The organism is Segatella copri, from assembly GCF_024330485.1.
Taxonomy (GTDB): Bacteria; Bacteroidota; Bacteroidia; order Bacteroidales; family Bacteroidaceae; genus Prevotella; species Prevotella copri_L.
Genome location: NZ_JANDWX010000006.1, coordinates 21,761 through 38,674, shown reverse-complemented (window position 1 = coordinate 38,674; position 16,914 = coordinate 21,761). Strand labels below are relative to the sequence as shown.

Genomic DNA, 16,914 nt, shown 5'->3' with positions numbered 1-16,914 from the left:
CGGACACAAATTAATTAGATTATGCCAAGTAGATATACAGAGCCGATTTATAACGGCCAGGACATAACATTTGAGCAATTTGCAAATAGTTGCTTAAGAAATTTCGGTATATATCTTCGATGGGAAGGTAAACAAAATGTTGGAGACTTTGAAATTCCAGACAAAATTGAACCAAGTGATTTCCATAAGAAGAGATATGATGAATTAAATGCTGAGTACATAGAGTTTATACGTCATCCAAAATCTAAAGAACAGCTTGAGAAAGAATATATTGAGTATGTTAAAGAGGTGAACGCACAGAACGAAGAGTTCGCAAAGATGAAAAATGATTTGCGTGCAAGATATGAATCCATGCTTGAAAAGGTAAGAAAGTGGGTGGTGCCATCAGCAACCTATCAAGGTGTGAAAGATTTTATGGAAAGTCAGCTTCTTGAAAGTATTGAAGTAGACTGTAACATACATGTTACTAAAATCATTCCAAAAGATAAATGGATAGCTAATCAGCAGAACCGTCCAGACTTTGTTAAAAACATGAACGACCATCTTGAACAATACCATCAAGCTGTTGCTTCAGCCGCAGAGTCAACACAATGGCTAAAGACATTTACTGAAAGCATCAGAAAGGTGAAGTAATAACTTTTTAATAAAGGCATGTAAATGGATATAGTAAGCATACTAGTAGCAGTGGTGCCAATTGCACTTATGCTTTATTTTGCTATAAATTATAAATAAAAATATAAATATGAAAGAATTGAGAAAGAAGTCATTTAAGAACGGAGTTGTATATTGTTTACAACTAGAAGATGGTTTCTTGGTAGAAACTACAGACACGTTCTTACCTTATTATACTAAGGATGCTATTGGCAGACATCAGAATAAGCTCGACAACAATGAGCTTGGTGATCGTACAGAACGCTGGATGATTGGCGTTTCGACAATGAGCGGATGTCCAGTAAGATGTAAATTCTGTGCAACAGGTAACATGAAACGTTATCGCAATCTTACAGCAGAAGAAATTGTTGCACAGGTTGAGTTTGCTATCAGTAAGGCTGGTGCCGATCCAAGTAAGGCCAAAGAGTTTAAGATTAACTACACTCGTATGGGCGAACCGTTCCTTAATATTGATGCAGTCAAGGAGGCTATTCGTATTATTACAGAGAAATATCCTAATACTCATCATTATGTATCAACAATTGGTATCAAGGGAAGCGATTTCTCGTTCATTAAAGGAAATATCACATTGCAGATTAGCTTGCATTCATTTGATGATGACAAGCGCAATTGGTTGATTCCTTATAAGAACAAGATGACTATCCAGGAGCTTGGCCAGATTCGAACAGAAAGCAATCTGAAGACAACAATCAACCTTACTCTTGTAGATACGTCAGACTTTGATGCAGACAAACTCCAGGAGTGGTTTGATAAGGATCATTTCTTTGTAAAGCTCTCTCCTATCAATGTGAATAACATATCTGAAAAGAATCATCTCGGAAACGGTGTTGTAGAAGGAATTAACTTGGTATGAAAAAGGGTATTTTCAGATATAGAATTATCACAAATCTGAATTGCAACATGAACGAAAGCACAGGAGTAAACGGAAACTGTTACTTCTGCTATCAAAAGTTCAAGTCACCGTTGCGGCTTGATTGTGATAAAATGGAGGAAACATTGAAGAAGGTTGGTGTTCTGAAAAGAGCAACTATCATGGGAGGCGAAAGCTTGCTTAACCCAGATCTGGTAAAGATTGTAAAGATAGTCAGCAACTATACGTCTGATGGTATTTGTCTTGTTACAAATGGAATACTGCTTAATGAGGACATCATTGTAGCATTGAAAGATGCTGGATTAACTGAGGTCGCTATAAGCGTATCTTCCATCGAACAGTACGAAAGGCGTAGAGACATGGCACTTCTGTGCAAGGAGATTATTCCAAACACAAGAATAAACATTCCTAAGTGCAAAGAAAGCTTGAATCCACAACTGCTGGAAACAATACTGTCAGATGGCTTCTATAGCATTGTCTGTGAAGATTTACAGGCCAGATATGGCGAGATAAGACTCCCAGAAGGTTCTGTAAAGGTTGGCGATGACGGATATGGATTTTATGATTACAAGTGGAATGGCCATACATTTGGAGTATTTGGCAATTATGGGAAGTACAACAGAAGCGATATTATCGTAACTCCTCTTGGAAATTTCTGTGATTGGGAAAAGTACTGTAAGGCCGTTAAGAACAATGAACTTGTAAGAAGAAACAATCATATTGATGATGACAAAATTGTGCATTGATTTCGGAAGTGGCTATAATCCAAAGACTGGATATAAAACTTGCGATATAACAACCTTTCCACAATTGGACTTCCAGTATGATGGGAAAGATGAGATTTTCGGTCTTAGAGAAAAATCAGTAGATGTATTTTATCTAAGAAACGTTGTTCATCATATCCCAGACTTACAGAGAACCTTCACAACCTTGAAGAAGTATCTGAAGGTGGGTGGGAAGCTAGTTGTCATTGACTGCAATAAAGATCATTACAAGACAAATGTATTTCTTGACAATTTGTGGTATAGATTTGTTGGCAACAACAACGAAATCTTTATCAGTAAACAGTATAGAGATTACATCAATGTTTTGATTAAGTTAGGCTTTAAGCAATTATATTATAAATCATTTAAAGAAAAGGAGATTACTAAGTATGAATGCAATTAAGAATCAATTGGAAAAGATGGGCTACGATTATGCTGTAGCCATTGCAACAAAGGCTGAAATCGAGAACGGTGCAGCTTGTGGCCAACTCGCTATTATTTGTGAGTAAGTAATTAACAAACAAAATCTCCCTGGTTCATGCCAGGGAGATGTAATTTAGACTATAATAAAGATATGTGGATTGATGATTATGGACCATTTCTTCCAGAAAATATTCCATATAGAGATATTTCTCCAGAAGATCAAGTGGCTCAATTAAAGAAGCAAATGGCTCAACAAAAGAGACAACAATTATTTGAAGAAATATCTGAAATAATATATGATGTATTGTCAGTATATCCAGACACACCAAACAGTAAACTGGAAGATGACTTGTATATGGACAATATTGATCTGGTTGAATTGATCATAAGATTAGAGCAAGAGTACAGCGTACCTATCAGAGATGATGAAACCAACTGGGTTAACGTTGAAGATATTATAAAAACAATAGAACGTAAAATTTAAATATAACAATAAATAGAAACTATTATGGGATGTTATAATACTACAGGATTTGTGTCTGGACTGAATGTCAGATGCGGTGATCCAATAGTTGCAATACCATGTGTTGTAACTAATAAGCGTGGATTTAGTGCTGCCAATTATTATACGACAACACAAATAACACCTATTTCATTGCCTATTTTTGGTACATACAATGATTATGGCGGTATTGAAAATGTAGAAGACACACCTTCAGCTAATGCGTGGAAACGATGTGTGTGTAACGATATTAAAAGTTCTGTAAATCTCTTTGAGAGAGCCAATGTATGGAGAAATACGTTAGCCGAAATATTAGGGCACGAAAAGCAATATATTAAAGACGGAGCAGATGAAATTGAAGAAGGCTTGAACAGCATATTAAAGCAAACTGATCGCATTTGTCTGATAATTGAGCATAAAGGAGTATATGAAAAATTAGCTAGTAAGTCAGATACGGATAGTAGTATTGATTTCTTCAATGACATTGCGCATTTCAATTGCTTACTGCAAAAATGCGGAATTTATGCTGACCATATTAATATGGGAGAAAGTGCTTTTAGCACAATGCTCATTAATGCAATTTTAAAGAATCCAGACGATATTCCAGATGAGTATAAGACAATATCAAAAACTGGCTCTAATTTGTCCGATAAATACAAATACAAAGTATCTTTGTCGGATTATTTCTTTAATTGGCATATTGGATTCAACGCATATAAAAAGAATATCTGGGACATAGAAGGTATCGCAAAGGCCTTTTCTGATTTTAGCATTTTCGATATGGAAATAGCAAAATTAAACATTGGCTATAGAGTACCAAGTTGTGGTTGTGGTAGTCAAAATGACAACAACAATAACGTCATTGAGTTCTATGGTTTTCTAAAAGAATTCTATGAGAGTAATTTAAAAGAAGAAGAAGAATAGTTATGTATAGGCCAATAACAATGTATCAGATTGTTTGCGATAGATGCGGAGAAGTATTTGGCGGTACAGATACTTGCTCTGCACTATTCAGTAACAAAGATGTTGATATTAGTGACTACTCTGATTGGGAAATGATAGATGGTAAGCATTATTGTCCCGATTGCTACGAGGTGGATGTCATTGATGGAGTGTATAACGTTAAAGCAAAGGAGAAATAGGTATGGAAGTATTAAAAGACATAAGTCAGTTAACAAAAGGTTGCTTAGTGACATTTATTAAAAATGATAAATTCCACTACTACGAGTACCTTATGGTACATCCTAATCGTGAAACCTATTATCTTTTTATAGATAACTGGACGCAAGACGTTGTGCGAATACACGTCAGCGAACTCTTAAATGGAGATTACTATATAGGTAAATATGATTCTGTTTTCGTTAATGAAAAGATGATAGAATTTTATAAACGTATGATTCAGTGTCACGAGAAGAGAATTAAAGAGAGTTTAAAGAAAAATAGTTATGGCAACCTATAGAATAGTAGATATGTATCGTAAAAGCAAGGCTGTTAAAGGCATACATTATGATTCTTGGAATGAGCCAATCTTTGCTTTTCGTGTAGATAAGAAACATACATTGCTCTTTGGACTTATCCATTATTGGGATTATGGCGCAAATGACCTTTTAGAGTGCTTTTTCTGCTCTATAGACAAGGCAAAGGAGGCTATACTAAAAGTGAACAAAAATAGAAGAGTAACAATTTTATATGAATAGTTTATGGAAAGAGAAATTAAGTTTAAAGCTAAATGTCTTGCTTCTCACAGCTGGGTTTAAGGAGATTTACTCCACAAAGATGGAAGAACTTATATAAGAAAGGATAAAGTCGTTTTAGCTGATGTTGACCATTCTACAGTCTGCCAGTTCACAGGACTGAAAGACTGCGAGGGAAAAGAAGTTTGGGAAGGAGATATTATTGAAGGTAATCGTAAAGCAGAAATCTTTTTTGCCCAAGGAGCCTTCCTTATTCGCTCAATTGACGATAATGGTAAAGAAACACTTCATTCTTTGTTTAATTATGTTGAATGGAATGGAAAACTAATGTGTAGAGTTGTTGGTAATAAATTCGATAAGGAGAAGTAGCTTATGATAAAAACAATATTAGAAAAAGTATCTCAAAAACTGAATGCTTTAACTGCTAAGGTGTTTAAGAAAGAGACTTATCCTTATCCTCCTCTTTCAAGAAGAGAACGAAGAAAGTTTGAACGTGACAACAAAAAAGCTGAGAAGAATATTGCAATATGTCGTAGATGTATGAAGGATGCTCCTAGTTGGTGGTGTCCAGGGGAATGTTGCTATTTCTTCCCTTATCGAAGACACGTATTATTTGGAGATAAAAAGAAGTAGCGTATGAAGAAAGTTTTATTTTTTGCACTGGCGATTCTAATTGCTAGTTGCGTCAGTAGAGGAACCAAGGTTCCTGTAACAGATTCGGTTGATAATTTTAAAGTTGAAAAGCTTTTTAATGTTGACGGTGTAACTGTATATCGCTTCTATGATTCTGGAAGAGGGTATGTATATTTCACAAACAAGACAGGTAAGATTTGCCACTACAACGAGTCTGATGAATACAGAGTAGAAACTCTGTGTAACGAATAAGTTAGAGTTGTAATATGTTTTAAATAAAAATTATATGAAAGATTTTAGAGGCAAAGAACTCAAAGAAGGTGATATTGTTGCCTTCTTTGAATGTACAAGTACTAGAGCTGGCAGATTGATTGAAGCTCAGGTAATAGGAAGCTGCAAGCGCGGCGGGTATGACTGTGTTGAAATGAAGGTTCTCAGTGGAAGACAATATTGCATTGGCGACATTGAAGTACGTGCCGAGCATAATGTTGCAAAGTTATAAATCATTATAGATATGAAAAAGTACATTGGAACAAAAGAGGTAATGGCAGAACCTATGTTAAAATCTGTCGCAGTAGCTAATGGTTGGGCAAGAGTTTCAAATGATAAGGTTGACCTGGCAGGTTATCACGTACAGTACAACAATCCAGATGGAACAACTTATGACAGTTGGTCTCCAAAGGATGTTTTTGAGAAGTCGTACAAGTGCGCTGAGACATACGTAAACAGACTCTATATTGAGCTGGAAGATGTTGAAAGCCGCCATAAGAAATTGGCCGCATTCCTGGAAAGTGAGTACTTCCGCAAGATTAAGGAAGAAGGCACTAAATTCTTGTTGACTCTTCAGAGTATGGTAATGACTCAATACTCTTGTATTTTGAGCCAGCGCATCAACGACAAGTTTGTTGGTGATCTTCCAGGAATGCCATTTGGAATCGCTATCGAAGCATTAAAGTTCGGATTGCCAGTAAGACGTAAGGGCTGGAATGGTAAGGGTATGTTCGTTGTCAAGCAGATTAGCTGCAATGTAGAAGGAGATGTTATACCTAAAATGCAATCACTTCCTAAGCAAGTTAAGAATATCTTGATGAAACGTAAGCAACCTTGCATTAATTATACATACCAGTTGCTTCTTGTACAGAAGTCTGGACGTGCAGATTCCTGGACCGCTTCTTCCAGCGATATTTTTGCTGATGATTGGGAGATTGTTATGGAGGAGTGATCATGTGCAAAGAGTCGTTGGATAGTATAGTTGCTGGAGACAAAGTTGTTTTGTCAACCATGAACAAGATGACTGTTCTCATAGTTAGCAGAACAACGAAAACGAAAATCATTTGTGGAAACAAAAGGTTTGCCAGAAAAGATGGTTTACCTACTCCACGGTACAGTTGGTGTTGCGAACACATTGTACCGTGGACCACAGAACTACAAAAGGAAATTGATGAGGCATATAAGCGATCTCAGTTAAGAAAAGAGTTTGTTGAATGCCTGGATTATTTCGATGAGCTTCCTATTAATGTTATTGAACAGATTATATCTATATTCAAAGAACATAAGAAGAAGTGATTTTAAGTCCCAATATATATGGTCTAGCTATGTATATTGGGACTTTTTATGCAGTTTATGAATCTAGTGCATAAAAGAACACAAAACAATAATAATACATATATTAATTGTTATCGAATATTAATTATAGTTACTTAACATAAAATATAAGAACTTTATAGTTATTTTTCAAACCTAAATCAGTATCTTTGCACTATCAAGTTGAACCGCAGACGTGATGATTTATGAGTCTTATGCACAAAATTTTTATGCAGTAAAAATATAAAGCATTGACAATCAGACAAATAAACGGTGTGCAGTGAATTCCCTCCAGCTCCACCCTATTTGATAGAAACAAAAAACTCGCAGATTCTTTCTTTAGAATTTGCGAGTTTTTATTTTGCTGTTATTGTTTTCTCAAACTTTCACGATACTTCAGAGGTGACATGTGCAGATGCTCTCTTACATATTTACCGAAGAATGAAGTATTGGAGAAGCCCAGTATACCAGAAATCTCCTTGATTGTTTTCGTTGTAGAACGGAGATAATAGGTGATATCTGCAAGCGTATACTCCGTAATCCACTCGATGGCTGTCTTGCCGGAATGGCGCTTGCAGATGATGGAGAGATATTTTGGCGTGATGCAAAGCTGCTGCGCAAAATATTCTACAGGCTGATGCTTGATTTCGCTCTGCTGCAACATCTCCAGAAACTTATCAAAGAAATCGCTGGCACTGGTTCCCAAAGTTTCTTTCGGGAGATCTGTCAGCAAAAGATTGCTCACAGCAAGAAGAGCACTCTTCAGGAGCGTCTCCACTATCTCACGGCGATAAGGTTTCCACGAACTGCGGTCGTTGAACTTCGGATCCAGACAGAGGCGCACCAAGTCGGTAAACTTAGAATAGAATACCATATCCACCTCGTTCATCTTCAACACCGAAACCTTGCTCACATACATGGCACGGTTCCATACCGAGATATGAGAACGAAGAATACCAAGCAAGCCGTGATTGCTGACACACATGGCTGTGCATGCAAAATCTTCCGACACCTCTTTGATGTCGAGAATAGAGTTAGGCGGACTGATAAATATATCGCCCTTCTCCACGGTGAGTTCCCGCCCGTTGAGTTCAGCTCTCAGGCTGCCTCTCTGGCAGGATGCTATCATGTTCATCTGGAATCTCATAGGATCGGGGTTCTGCAACACCTTGACATTATCTATAATCAAGATGTCCTCATCCAGATAGCTCGCACTGATTTCTGCACTCTGTGCGAACTCACCTTCTTCGATACGCTGCCTGACGTCCTTCTGTTCTTTCATTAATATGATTTTTAAATTTCTTCACTCTTCGTTCTTCACTCTTCCCTATCAAAAAGCCTCTCTGTATTTATTTTCGTCCTTATCCTCCAACATAGAGAGATAACTCTGATAGCGGCTAGCTGCAATATAATGTTCCTCAACCGCCTTGATTACCGCGCACCCCGGTTCGTGGGTATGGGTACAGTCAGAGAACTTACAATCCTGAGAGAACTTGAAGATTTCCTTAAAATAGCTGGTCAGCTCTTCCTTTTCGATATCAAAGGTACCAAAGCCCTTGATGCCCGGAGTATCAATGAGATAACCACCTTCCGGCAGTTCCAGCATCTCACTGAAGGTTGTGGTATGCATTCCGCTATTATGCGCCTCGCTGATTTCTGCGGTACGCTGCTCTGCATCAGGAATGAGCTGGTTGATGAGGGTTGACTTTCCTACCCCGCTGTTGCCGCTCAACAAAGATTTCTTATCCTTGATAAGAGGTCGCAACAGTTCAACACCTTCGCCTGTAGCTGCCGACAATTCGAGACATTTATATCCGATGGTCTCATAGAGCGTACACATCATCTTCTCGTAATGCAATTCTTCTTCTGAAAGTATGTCACTTTTATTGAAGATGATGATAACAGGCACTCTATAGGCCTCAGCGCCAGCCAGGAATCGGTCGATGAAGGTAGTAGAAGTCTGCGGATAATTCACCGTTACCACAAGCAGCGCCTGGTCTACATTAGCAGCCAGAATGTGACTCTGCTTACTGAGGTTAGGTGATTTACGAATGATATAGTTTTGGCGGTCTTCGATAGAAGAGATAAATGCCGTACCCTCCTGATTGGTAATAAGCTGCACATAATCGCCTACAGCCACAGGATTGGTGCTGCGGATGCCCTTCAATCTGAAATTGCCCTTGATTTTACTTTCAATCAGCTGGCCATCGTCTGTCTTGACGGTGTACCAGCTGCCTGTATTTTTAATAACGAGTCCTCTCATTATCACTTATTAAATAATGTAAGTCCAGAATGATTTAGACTGTCATGATTTCCTTCTCCTTCTCGTCCATCAGGTTTTCGAGCTGCTTGATGTACTTGTCGTGGAGTTTCTGCAAATCGTTCTCAGCATCCTTCTCCAAGTCTTCAGAAAGTCCATCCTTGATAGCTTTCTTCAACTTATCCTTGATTTCCTGGCGCACGTTGCGCACCTCAATCTTAGCACGCTCAGCAATCTTATTACACTGCTTTACGAGTTCCTTACGGCGCTCACCTGTTGGCTGAGGAATACCCAGACGTACGATTTCGCCATTGTTCTCAGGAGTGATACCTACACCACTATCCATAATAGCCTTTTCGATATCCTTGATAGCCTTTTTGTCCCAAGGGCGGATAGCGATAGTACGGGCATCAGGGGTTGTAACTGTAGCTACCTGGTTCAGAGGAACCATACTGCCATAACTATTTACACGCACACCATCGAGGATAGCTACATTAGCACGACCAGCACGAACATGAGAGAGTTCCTCTACGAGATACATTGCTGCCATCTCCATACGCTCTGCTGCAGAATTCAAAGTTTCTTTAACGTCTATCATAATTATATGTTTTTATTTTATTAATTCTAATCTTTTCAATTCTTCGCCCACATAGTTGGTGAGTTCTACAAACTGCTGGATAGTGAGCTGCTCAGGGCGCTTGGTCATGATGTCGGTGGTGTAGAAATCCTCGCGTGGGGTTACACCCGGGAACATCTGCTTGAGGCTTACACGGAGCATCTTGCGACGCTGGTTGAAGACTGTCTTAACCAGACGCTTAAACAGTTTTTCATCACAGCCAAGGTCAGTCACCTTGTTACGAGTCATACGGATTACCGCACTCTTTACCTTGGGTGGTGGGTTGAACACATTCTCATCTACCGTAAAGAGATATTCCACATCATACCATGCCTGGATGAGCACACTGAGGATACCATAGGCTTTGTTGCCTGGTTCTGAAGCCATACGCAATGCCACCTCGCGCTGAATCATTCCGGTACAGCAAGGAATGAGATCCTTGTAATCGAGCATCTTGAAGAATATCTGCGATGAGATATCGTATGGATAATTACCTGTCAGTACAAACTGCTTTCCATCGAATATCTGGTTCAAATCCATTCTCAGGAAGTCTTCACCAATAATATTATCCTTGAGTGTCGGGAAATTCTCATGAAGATACGCCACCGACTCCGAGTCGATTTCCACCGCCTTGACAGGTCTTGGTTTCTCTACGAGATATTGGGTAAGAACGCCCATACCTGGTCCGATTTCGAGAACAGGTATATCCGGGCAGGCATCCACCGTATCGGCGATGCGCTTTGCTATATTGAGGTCGGTCAAGAAGTGCTGACCGAGATTCTTCTTAGGCTTTACAGCTTTCATATCTTATCTTTATATTATATATTTTGCAAAAATACGATTATTTTTTGAGAATCCACACGAAGTATGCGATTTTTTTTATCTTTTTGGGTAAAAAAGGGAAAGAGCCACTTGTTTCTTAAAAAAAAGGCTATACTTTTAGCCATAAATGGCGCCCAAGCGTTTATTTATGCTAAAAATATGCAGATTCGAACGATATTGTCAATAAAAGTATTATCTTTGCATCTAATTATGGATATAAAGAAGATAGCAAACAACATATGGAAGGTGGCTTTGTCGCTCATTCTGGGTGGCGCCATCCTTTATTGGATGTATCGCGGATTCGACTTCAAGCAAGTAGAAGATGTTCTGCTTCACAAGATGAGTTGGACCTGGATGCTGCTGTCGTTCCCTTTTGGCATCTCTGCCCAGGTGTTCAGAGGATGGAGATGGAAACAGTCGCTGGAACCATTAGGCGAGAAGGCACGCTCCAGTATCAGCATCTACTCCATCTTCCTGTCCTATGCTCTGAGTCTTGTAATTCCTCGTGCGGGCGAGTTTGCCAGATGCGGCGTATTGAAGAAATGGGATGATGTTTCGTTTCCGAAAGCCTTGGGTACCGTCGTTACAGAACGAGCCATCGATTCACTCCTCGTGCTGCTGATTACGGCGCTGGTCTTTGTAATGCAGATTCCGGTATTCCTCAATTTCTTTGAGAAAACAGGTACGAGCATGGACAGTTTACTCTGCCAGTTTACAGCCACAGGTTACATTGTGACCGCTATCTGTGGCATAGCAGTACTCATCCTGGCTCACTATCTGCTCAAGCGACTCGCTATATATAATAAGGTGAAAGCAACACTGGGAGGACTCTGGCAAGGTATCATCTCGCTGAAAGGTGTCAGAAATGTACCGCTCTACATCGCCCTTACACTGGGCATCTGGTTGAGCTATTTCTTCCACTACTATCTCACCTTCCAATGCTTCGAGGCAACCTCCCATCTCAATCTGATGTGCGGTCTGGTAACATTCATCGTGGGCAGCATAGCGGTCATCGTACCAACTCCTAACGGAGCCGGACCTTGGCATTTTGCCGTCAAGACAATGCTCATACTCTATGGCATTCAGGCAAACGATGCCCTCTTCTTCGTTCTCATCGTACACTCCGTGCAAACCCTGCTTGTAGTCCTTTTGGGAATCTATGCCTGGATAGCACTGGCGTTTACCGGGAAAGTGAAGAGTGAGGAGTGAAGAATCCTCTTGCTTTAGGGGCGTATGTCCAACTTAACATTGAACATTTAACATTAAAATAAAAATAATATGGCTGACATTAAGAATTTGAACCCAGTTGAAATCTGGCGCAACTTTGACAAGTTAACACAAGTTCCACGTCCATCAGGACATTTGGAAAAGATTCAGGCTTATTTGCTCGATTGGGCAAAAGAAGCAGGTGTAGAGGCTTTCCAAGACCCAGCAGGCAACATCGTGATGCGCAAACCTGCTACTCCAGGTATGGAGAACCGCAAAGGCGTTATTATGCAGGCGCACATGGACATGGTTCCTCAGAAAGCACCAGACAGCAAGCATAATTTCGAAACAGACCCTATCGAAACCATCATCGATGGCGACTGGGTACGTGCTAATCATACAACACTCGGTAGCGACGACGGACTTGGCGTAGCTACAATCATGGCTGTAATGGAATCAAAAGATTTGCAGCATGGTCCTATCGAGGGCTTGATTACCGCCGACGAAGAGACAGGCATGTATGGTGCCAACGATCTCCCAGCAGGCGAACTGAACGGCGACATTCTCTTAAACTTCGATACCGAGGTTTGGGGTGAGTTCGTTATCGGTAGCGCTGGCGGTATCGACATCACAGCAACTCTCGACTATAAAGAGGTAGAAACCGACAAGGAAGATGCTGCCGTTAAGGTAACCCTCAAGGGATTGAAGGGCGGTCACTCCGGTATCGAAATCAACGAAGGCAGAGCGAATGCCAACAAGTGCATGGTTCGTTTCGTGCGTGAAGCTATTTCAGAACTCGATGCCCGTCTAGCTTCATGGCAGGGCGGCAACATGCGCAATGCCATCCCATTCCAGGCTGAGGTTGTTCTGACCCTGCCTAAGGAGAACATTGAAGCTTTGAATGACCTGGTAGCAGACTGGAAGGACGAAATCTGTGATGAGTTCGAAGGCATTGAAACAACTGAGAACATCGAGTTCTTCGCTGAGAATGTAGAGACTCCTAAGATGCAGGTTCCTGCCGAAATCCAGGATAATCTTGTAGATGCAATCTACGCTTGCCACGATGGCGTATTGCGTATGGCTCCATCTATGCCTGAAATCGTAGAGACCTCTTCAAACCTCGCAATCGTTGAGATTGGTGACGGCAAGGCTGCTATCAAGATTCTGGCCCGTTCCAGCCACGAATACTACAAGATGTATCTTGCCACAATGATAGAAAGCTGTTTCAACATGGCAGGCATGAAGGTTGAATTCAGCGGCAGCTATATGGGATGGAACCCTAACCCTAAGAGCGACATTCTGGAACACGTATTGAAGGTTTACAAAGAGCAGAACGGCACAGACGGTAAGGTACAGGCTGTTCACGCAGGTCTGGAGTGCTCTATCATCCTGAGTAAGTATCCTAACCTCGATGTCGTATCATTCGGTCCTACTCTTCTTAGTCCTCACACAGCCAATGAGCGTTGCCAGATCAGTTGCGTAGCTCCTTTCTGGAACCTCGTCAAGCAGCTCCTGACAGAGATTCCTGCAAAGTAAAAAATGGGGAACGAAATTACAAAAAGATTAAAAAAGAAAGCCGAGAGTGAAAATTCTCGGCTTTTTTGTTCCAGTTTTCAAAAGAAATCATTACCTTTGCAGTCGATTTCGCAAGTCTTGTAAAATCTCTGTAGCAGATCATACAAATTCACTTGCATAAGTTTCATTAAAATAACACCAAAATGGACGATTATCACGCGGAGAACAATAATGAATTGTAAGGCGTGGAGATTCAGCAACGATGAAGCCTTTCAGTAGGCCGTACCCAAGCGCTAGTCTCCATACCCCAAACTTTTATTATGTGGAGATTAGCAAACTATGAAGACTTATTGGAATATAGACAAGAATCTGACTGTACTCAATGAGTGGCAGCCAAACTGCTGGATACAAGTAACATGTCCAACTGATGAAGACCAGCGCTTGCTGGAAGAAGAATTCAAGATCCCTGATTATTTCCTCTCGGATATCAGCGATACCGATGAGCGTGCCCGCTATGAATATGACGATGGCTGGATGCTCATCATCCTCCGTATCCCTTATGTCAAGGAAATACGCAGCCGTACCCCATACACCACCGTGCCTCTGGGTATCATCCATAAGCGCGATGTTACCATCACCGTATGCTATTATGAAACCAACATGATGATTGATTTCGTAAGCTACCAGCAGAAGCGCAGCGAGGGGTTCACCGACTATGTAGACATGACCTTCCGTCTCTTCCTTTCATCAGCGGTTTGGTATCTGAAGCGATTGAAACAGATCAATTCGCTCATAGAAAAGGCAAAACGAAACCTCGATCATGGTGTAAACAATGAGAGCCTGATTGGCCTGAGCCGCCTGCAGGACTCCCTTACATACTTCATCACCTCTATCCGAGGCAACGAGAATCTCCTGTCTAAGTTGAAGTTCAAGCTGCAGGTGGACGAACTTGATGCCGACCTCATCGAAGACGTAAACATCGAGATGACACAGGCACGCGAAACCACAAGCATCTACTCCGACATTCTGGAGTCGACGATGGATACCTATTCGAGCATCATCAACAACAACATGAATACCACGATGCGTACCTTGACCAGTATCAGTATCGTCATGATGTTGCCTACGCTGATTTCCTCATTGTTCGGTATGAACTTAATCAACGGTATGGAAGACAGCCATTACGGATTTGCCATTGCCCTGGTTATCTCCGTGCTCGTTTCTGCACTTTCATGGGGCTTCCTCAGATACAAACGCCTGCTCTAAGCATATACCACTCTGATATGCATTAAATAGCCCGAAAGAGCACATAAAACGATGATTAGCAAGAAAAAGGCAATTATAAATACAAAAAAAATTAAAAAATCGAATATCATGGCAAGATATTCGATTTTTTTTTTTAAGTTTGCAACTTATTAATAATATAATTTTGTATGGGGTCGAATTGCGGATAAGCGACTACCGGCCCAAGAAACTCGAATCATAAACTAAACAAAGTGACATGATGGACTCTCAAGAAAAAGCTCTGTTGCAGCAGAGCACCCTGGAAGACCCTGCCAAGAAGGCTTATGCCACCAAGCAGGAAGTGCTCGAAAGAGTAAAGGAAATCGCTCATAGCAGCGAAAATCCAAACAAGGAGGAACTCGACCTACTCAAGACTACTTTCTACAAGATTCATCTCGCAGAAAGAGACGCACAGATGAAAGAGTATCTCGCAAAAGGCGGTGACCCAGAGAAGTATATCCTTCTACCGGATGACACCGAAGAAGCCTTCAAGGCTGAGATGCAACTCATCAAGGAGAAAAGAGCCAAGATCTTCCTAGCACAAGAAGAAGAAAAACAAGATAATCTCCGCAAAAAAGAGGAAATTATCGAAAAGATAAAGGCCATGACCACCTCACCGGAGGAGGCCAACAAATCATATCAGGACTTCAAGGCCTTGCAGCAGGAATGGAAGGAAATCAAGAACATCCCTGCAGACAAGGCAAACGAGGTATGGAAGAACTACCAGCTCTATGTAGAGCAGTTCTACGACATGCTCAAGTTGAACAGCGAAGCCCGCGAATATGACTTCAAGAAGAATCTTGAAGCCAAGACCAAACTCTGCGAGGCTGCAGAGAAACTCAATGAGGAAGAGGATGTTATTTCTGCCTTCCACCAGCTTCAGGACCTCCACCAGCAATATCGTGAGATTGGTCCTGTTGCCAAGGAGTTGAGAGAACAGATTTGGGAGCGTTTCAAGGCTGCCAGCACTGTTATCAACAAGAAGCACCAGCAGCACTTCGAAGACCTGCGTGCCAAGGAAGAGGAAAACCTCGCCAAGAAAACTACCCTCTGCGAAAAGGTAGAGGCTGCCAACCAAGGAGAATACAAGACTGCCAAGGACTGGGAGAAGGTTACCCAGGAAATCATAGAGATTCAGAAAGAGTGGCGCACTATCGGTTTTGCCCCTCAGAAAATGAACGTCAAGATTTTTGAGCGTTTCCGCATCGCCAACGATGAATTCTTCAACAAGAAGGCAGAATTCTTCAAAGGACTGAAAGATACCTACTCTACCAATCTCGAAAAGAAACAGCAACTCGTAAACAAGGCAAAGGAACTGGCTGACAGTACAGACTGGAAGAAGACTGGCGACAAGTTCATCGCTCTTCAGAAAGAATGGAAGAAGGTGGGTACCGTACCTCATAAACAAGGCGAATTGCTTTGGAAGGAATTTCTGGATACCTGCAACAAGTTCTTTGAAGCCCGCAACAAGCAGAATGCCGGTTCACGCAGCGAGGAACATGCTAATCTGGACAAGAAGCGCAACATTATTGCCCAGCTCAAGGAACTTGTAGTTGCAGAGATTTCAGACAACGATTTCCAAAAGAAGCTCAAAGATCTTGCCAAGCAATACAGTGCAATCGGACACGTTCCTTTCAAAGAGAAAGACAAGGTCTATAAAGAGTATCATGAGGCTATCGATGCAGCCTACGAGAAACTTCATGCCACCAACGCAAAGCGCCACTTCGACAACTTCAAGAACAACTTGAAGAATGTTGCCAAGGAAGGCGGCAATGCACTCGGCAATGAGCGTGGCAAACTCTTGCGCCGCTACGACCAGTTGCGCAGCGAGATTACTACCTACGAGAACAACCTCGGTTTCTTCAATACGGCCAGCAAGAAGGGCAACAGCCTGGTAGAAGAAATGAACCGTAAGATTGAGAAACTCAAGGCTGACCTCGAAATGGTAAAGCAGAAAATCAAGGCTATTGATGCCGAGAAGAAATAAATACAATAAACCCCAGGGCGAAAGCCCTGGGGTTTATTGTTATGAATACTCCATAAAACAGAATTCCTATAAACAAAAAAA

The 16,914-nt window shown here is 41.1% G+C and carries 22 protein-coding genes; 18 read left to right on the top strand and 4 right to left on the bottom strand.

Annotated elements, in window-relative coordinates; translation table 11 throughout:
- Positions 1–21: 21 nt before the first annotated feature.
- The 14 genes from NNC77_RS05315 to NNC77_RS05255 all read left to right on the top strand — a co-directional run bounded on the left by NNC77_RS05315 (position 22) and on the right by NNC77_RS05255 (position 6,781).
- A complete protein-coding gene (locus tag NNC77_RS05315) occupies positions 22–633 on the top strand; it encodes a hypothetical protein (protein WP_254970093.1) in 612 nt (203 codons plus the stop codon).
- 109 nt (positions 634–742) lie between these two features.
- Entirely contained in the window at positions 743–1,525 is a 783-nt protein-coding gene (locus NNC77_RS05310) for a radical SAM protein (RefSeq protein WP_254970094.1), read from the top strand.
- Entirely contained in the window at positions 1,522–2,289 is a 768-nt protein-coding gene (locus NNC77_RS05305) for a radical SAM protein (RefSeq protein ID WP_254970095.1), read from the top strand. Before NNC77_RS05310 ends, NNC77_RS05305 begins: the two co-directional genes overlap by 4 nt.
- Complete coding sequence (locus tag NNC77_RS05300) at positions 2,267–2,710, top strand: methyltransferase domain-containing protein (protein WP_254970096.1); 444 nt, start codon at positions 2,267–2,269, stop codon at positions 2,708–2,710. The genes NNC77_RS05305 and NNC77_RS05300 overlap by 23 nt, the downstream gene beginning before the upstream one ends.
- A gap of 171 nt (positions 2,711–2,881) precedes the next feature.
- Positions 2,882–3,214, top strand: coding sequence for an acyl carrier protein (locus tag NNC77_RS05295; protein WP_254970098.1), 333 nt, complete (start codon positions 2,882–2,884; stop codon positions 3,212–3,214).
- Positions 3,215–3,238: 24 nt separating this feature from the next.
- A complete protein-coding gene (locus NNC77_RS05290) occupies positions 3,239–4,156 on the top strand; it encodes a hypothetical protein (RefSeq protein ID WP_254970099.1) in 918 nt (305 codons plus the stop codon).
- A 2-nt stretch (positions 4,157–4,158) separates the two neighbouring features.
- Positions 4,159–4,374, top strand: coding sequence for a hypothetical protein (locus tag NNC77_RS05285; RefSeq protein ID WP_254970100.1), 216 nt, complete (start codon positions 4,159–4,161; stop codon positions 4,372–4,374).
- Positions 4,375–4,376: 2 nt separating this feature from the next.
- Positions 4,377–4,691 carry a hypothetical protein gene (locus NNC77_RS05280; RefSeq protein WP_254970102.1) on the top strand — a complete coding sequence of 105 codons (315 nt, stop codon included), beginning with the start codon at positions 4,377–4,379 and terminating at the stop codon, positions 4,689–4,691.
- Positions 4,678–4,929, top strand: a complete 252-nt coding sequence (locus NNC77_RS05275) for a hypothetical protein (RefSeq protein ID WP_254970103.1) — start codon at positions 4,678–4,680, stop codon at positions 4,927–4,929. Before NNC77_RS05280 ends, NNC77_RS05275 begins: the two co-directional genes overlap by 14 nt.
- A gap of 93 nt (positions 4,930–5,022) precedes the next feature.
- On the top strand, positions 5,023–5,295 hold the full coding sequence (locus NNC77_RS16685) for a YopX family protein (RefSeq protein WP_367398737.1): 273 nt from the start codon (positions 5,023–5,025) through the stop codon (positions 5,293–5,295).
- 3 nt (positions 5,296–5,298) lie between these two features.
- The gene (locus tag NNC77_RS05270) at positions 5,299–5,559 is read left to right on the top strand and encodes a hypothetical protein (protein WP_254970104.1); all 261 of its coding nucleotides are present in this window, start codon (positions 5,299–5,301) and stop codon (positions 5,557–5,559) included.
- A 3-nt stretch (positions 5,560–5,562) separates the two neighbouring features.
- The gene (locus NNC77_RS05265) at positions 5,563–5,811 is read left to right on the top strand and encodes a DUF4884 domain-containing protein (RefSeq protein WP_254970105.1); all 249 of its coding nucleotides are present in this window, start codon (positions 5,563–5,565) and stop codon (positions 5,809–5,811) included.
- 34 nt (positions 5,812–5,845) lie between these two features.
- Entirely contained in the window at positions 5,846–6,061 is a 216-nt protein-coding gene (locus NNC77_RS05260) for a hypothetical protein (protein ID WP_254970106.1), read from the top strand.
- A 12-nt stretch (positions 6,062–6,073) separates the two neighbouring features.
- Positions 6,074–6,781 carry a DUF2829 domain-containing protein gene (locus NNC77_RS05255; RefSeq protein WP_254970107.1) on the top strand — a complete coding sequence of 236 codons (708 nt, stop codon included), beginning with the start codon at positions 6,074–6,076 and terminating at the stop codon, positions 6,779–6,781.
- A gap of 729 nt (positions 6,782–7,510) precedes the next feature.
- Here the strand turns inward: NNC77_RS05255 and NNC77_RS05250 are convergent.
- From NNC77_RS05250 to rsmA, 4 genes are read right to left on the bottom strand one after another with little or no spacing between them, the layout of a single operon-like run.
- Complete coding sequence (locus tag NNC77_RS05250; RefSeq protein WP_118416570.1) at positions 7,511–8,425, bottom strand: helix-turn-helix domain-containing protein; 915 nt, start codon at positions 8,423–8,425, stop codon at positions 7,511–7,513.
- Positions 8,426–8,473: 48 nt separating this feature from the next.
- A complete protein-coding gene (rsgA, locus tag NNC77_RS05245; RefSeq protein ID WP_234563524.1) occupies positions 8,474–9,406 on the bottom strand; it encodes a ribosome small subunit-dependent GTPase A in 933 nt (310 codons plus the stop codon).
- 34 nt (positions 9,407–9,440) lie between these two features.
- A complete protein-coding gene (frr, locus tag NNC77_RS05240; RefSeq protein WP_254970108.1) occupies positions 9,441–10,001 on the bottom strand; it encodes a ribosome recycling factor in 561 nt (186 codons plus the stop codon).
- A 12-nt stretch (positions 10,002–10,013) separates the two neighbouring features.
- Positions 10,014–10,823 (bottom strand): 16S rRNA (adenine(1518)-N(6)/adenine(1519)-N(6))-dimethyltransferase RsmA, encoded by an 810-nt coding sequence (rsmA, locus tag NNC77_RS05235; RefSeq protein ID WP_022121436.1) that lies wholly within the window; start codon positions 10,821–10,823, stop codon positions 10,014–10,016.
- Between the two features lie 228 nt (positions 10,824–11,051).
- Between rsmA and NNC77_RS05230 the strand changes: the two genes are divergently transcribed.
- The 4 genes from NNC77_RS05230 to NNC77_RS05215 all read left to right on the top strand — a co-directional run bounded on the left by NNC77_RS05230 (position 11,052) and on the right by NNC77_RS05215 (position 16,833).
- Positions 11,052–12,050, top strand: coding sequence for a lysylphosphatidylglycerol synthase transmembrane domain-containing protein (locus tag NNC77_RS05230; RefSeq protein WP_118191425.1), 999 nt, complete (start codon positions 11,052–11,054; stop codon positions 12,048–12,050).
- A 69-nt stretch (positions 12,051–12,119) separates the two neighbouring features.
- Complete coding sequence (locus tag NNC77_RS05225) at positions 12,120–13,583, top strand: aminoacyl-histidine dipeptidase (protein WP_022121434.1); 1,464 nt, start codon at positions 12,120–12,122, stop codon at positions 13,581–13,583.
- A gap of 318 nt (positions 13,584–13,901) precedes the next feature.
- Entirely contained in the window at positions 13,902–14,828 is a 927-nt protein-coding gene (locus NNC77_RS05220) for a magnesium transporter CorA family protein (protein ID WP_022121433.1), read from the top strand.
- A 235-nt stretch (positions 14,829–15,063) separates the two neighbouring features.
- The gene (locus NNC77_RS05215; RefSeq protein ID WP_254970110.1) at positions 15,064–16,833 is read left to right on the top strand and encodes a DUF349 domain-containing protein; all 1,770 of its coding nucleotides are present in this window, start codon (positions 15,064–15,066) and stop codon (positions 16,831–16,833) included.
- The last annotated feature ends 81 nt before the right edge of the window (positions 16,834–16,914 follow it).

Coding starts and splice junctions, on each gene's coding strand:
- rsgA (WP_234563524.1), bottom strand. CDS start 9,406: ATGAGAGGACTCGTTATTAAAAATACAGGCAGCTGGTACACCGTCAAG.
- NNC77_RS05225 (WP_022121434.1), top strand. CDS start 12,120: ATGGCTGACATTAAGAATTTGAACCCAGTTGAAATCTGGCGCAACTTT.
- NNC77_RS05315 (WP_254970093.1), top strand. CDS start 22: ATGCCAAGTAGATATACAGAGCCGATTTATAACGGCCAGGACATAACA.
- NNC77_RS05265 (WP_254970105.1), top strand. CDS start 5,563: ATGAAGAAAGTTTTATTTTTTGCACTGGCGATTCTAATTGCTAGTTGC.
- NNC77_RS05260 (WP_254970106.1), top strand. CDS start 5,846: ATGAAAGATTTTAGAGGCAAAGAACTCAAAGAAGGTGATATTGTTGCC.
- NNC77_RS05250 (WP_118416570.1), bottom strand. CDS start 8,425: ATGAAAGAACAGAAGGACGTCAGGCAGCGTATCGAAGAAGGTGAGTTC.
- NNC77_RS05220 (WP_022121433.1), top strand. CDS start 13,902: ATGAAGACTTATTGGAATATAGACAAGAATCTGACTGTACTCAATGAG.
- NNC77_RS05290 (WP_254970099.1), top strand. CDS start 3,239: ATGGGATGTTATAATACTACAGGATTTGTGTCTGGACTGAATGTCAGA.
- NNC77_RS05275 (WP_254970103.1), top strand. CDS start 4,678: ATGGCAACCTATAGAATAGTAGATATGTATCGTAAAAGCAAGGCTGTT.
- NNC77_RS05230 (WP_118191425.1), top strand. CDS start 11,052: ATGGATATAAAGAAGATAGCAAACAACATATGGAAGGTGGCTTTGTCG.
- frr (WP_254970108.1), bottom strand. CDS start 10,001: ATGATAGACGTTAAAGAAACTTTGAATTCTGCAGCAGAGCGTATGGAG.
- NNC77_RS05280 (WP_254970102.1), top strand. CDS start 4,377: ATGGAAGTATTAAAAGACATAAGTCAGTTAACAAAAGGTTGCTTAGTG.
- NNC77_RS05310 (WP_254970094.1), top strand. CDS start 743: ATGAAAGAATTGAGAAAGAAGTCATTTAAGAACGGAGTTGTATATTGT.
- NNC77_RS05270 (WP_254970104.1), top strand. CDS start 5,299: ATGATAAAAACAATATTAGAAAAAGTATCTCAAAAACTGAATGCTTTA.
- NNC77_RS05300 (WP_254970096.1), top strand. CDS start 2,267: ATGATGACAAAATTGTGCATTGATTTCGGAAGTGGCTATAATCCAAAG.
- NNC77_RS05305 (WP_254970095.1), top strand. CDS start 1,522: ATGAAAAAGGGTATTTTCAGATATAGAATTATCACAAATCTGAATTGC.
- NNC77_RS05295 (WP_254970098.1), top strand. CDS start 2,882: ATGTGGATTGATGATTATGGACCATTTCTTCCAGAAAATATTCCATAT.
- rsmA (WP_022121436.1), bottom strand. CDS start 10,823: ATGAAAGCTGTAAAGCCTAAGAAGAATCTCGGTCAGCACTTCTTGACC.
- NNC77_RS05285 (WP_254970100.1), top strand. CDS start 4,159: ATGTATAGGCCAATAACAATGTATCAGATTGTTTGCGATAGATGCGGA.
- NNC77_RS05215 (WP_254970110.1), top strand. CDS start 15,064: ATGATGGACTCTCAAGAAAAAGCTCTGTTGCAGCAGAGCACCCTGGAA.
- NNC77_RS05255 (WP_254970107.1), top strand. CDS start 6,074: ATGAAAAAGTACATTGGAACAAAAGAGGTAATGGCAGAACCTATGTTA.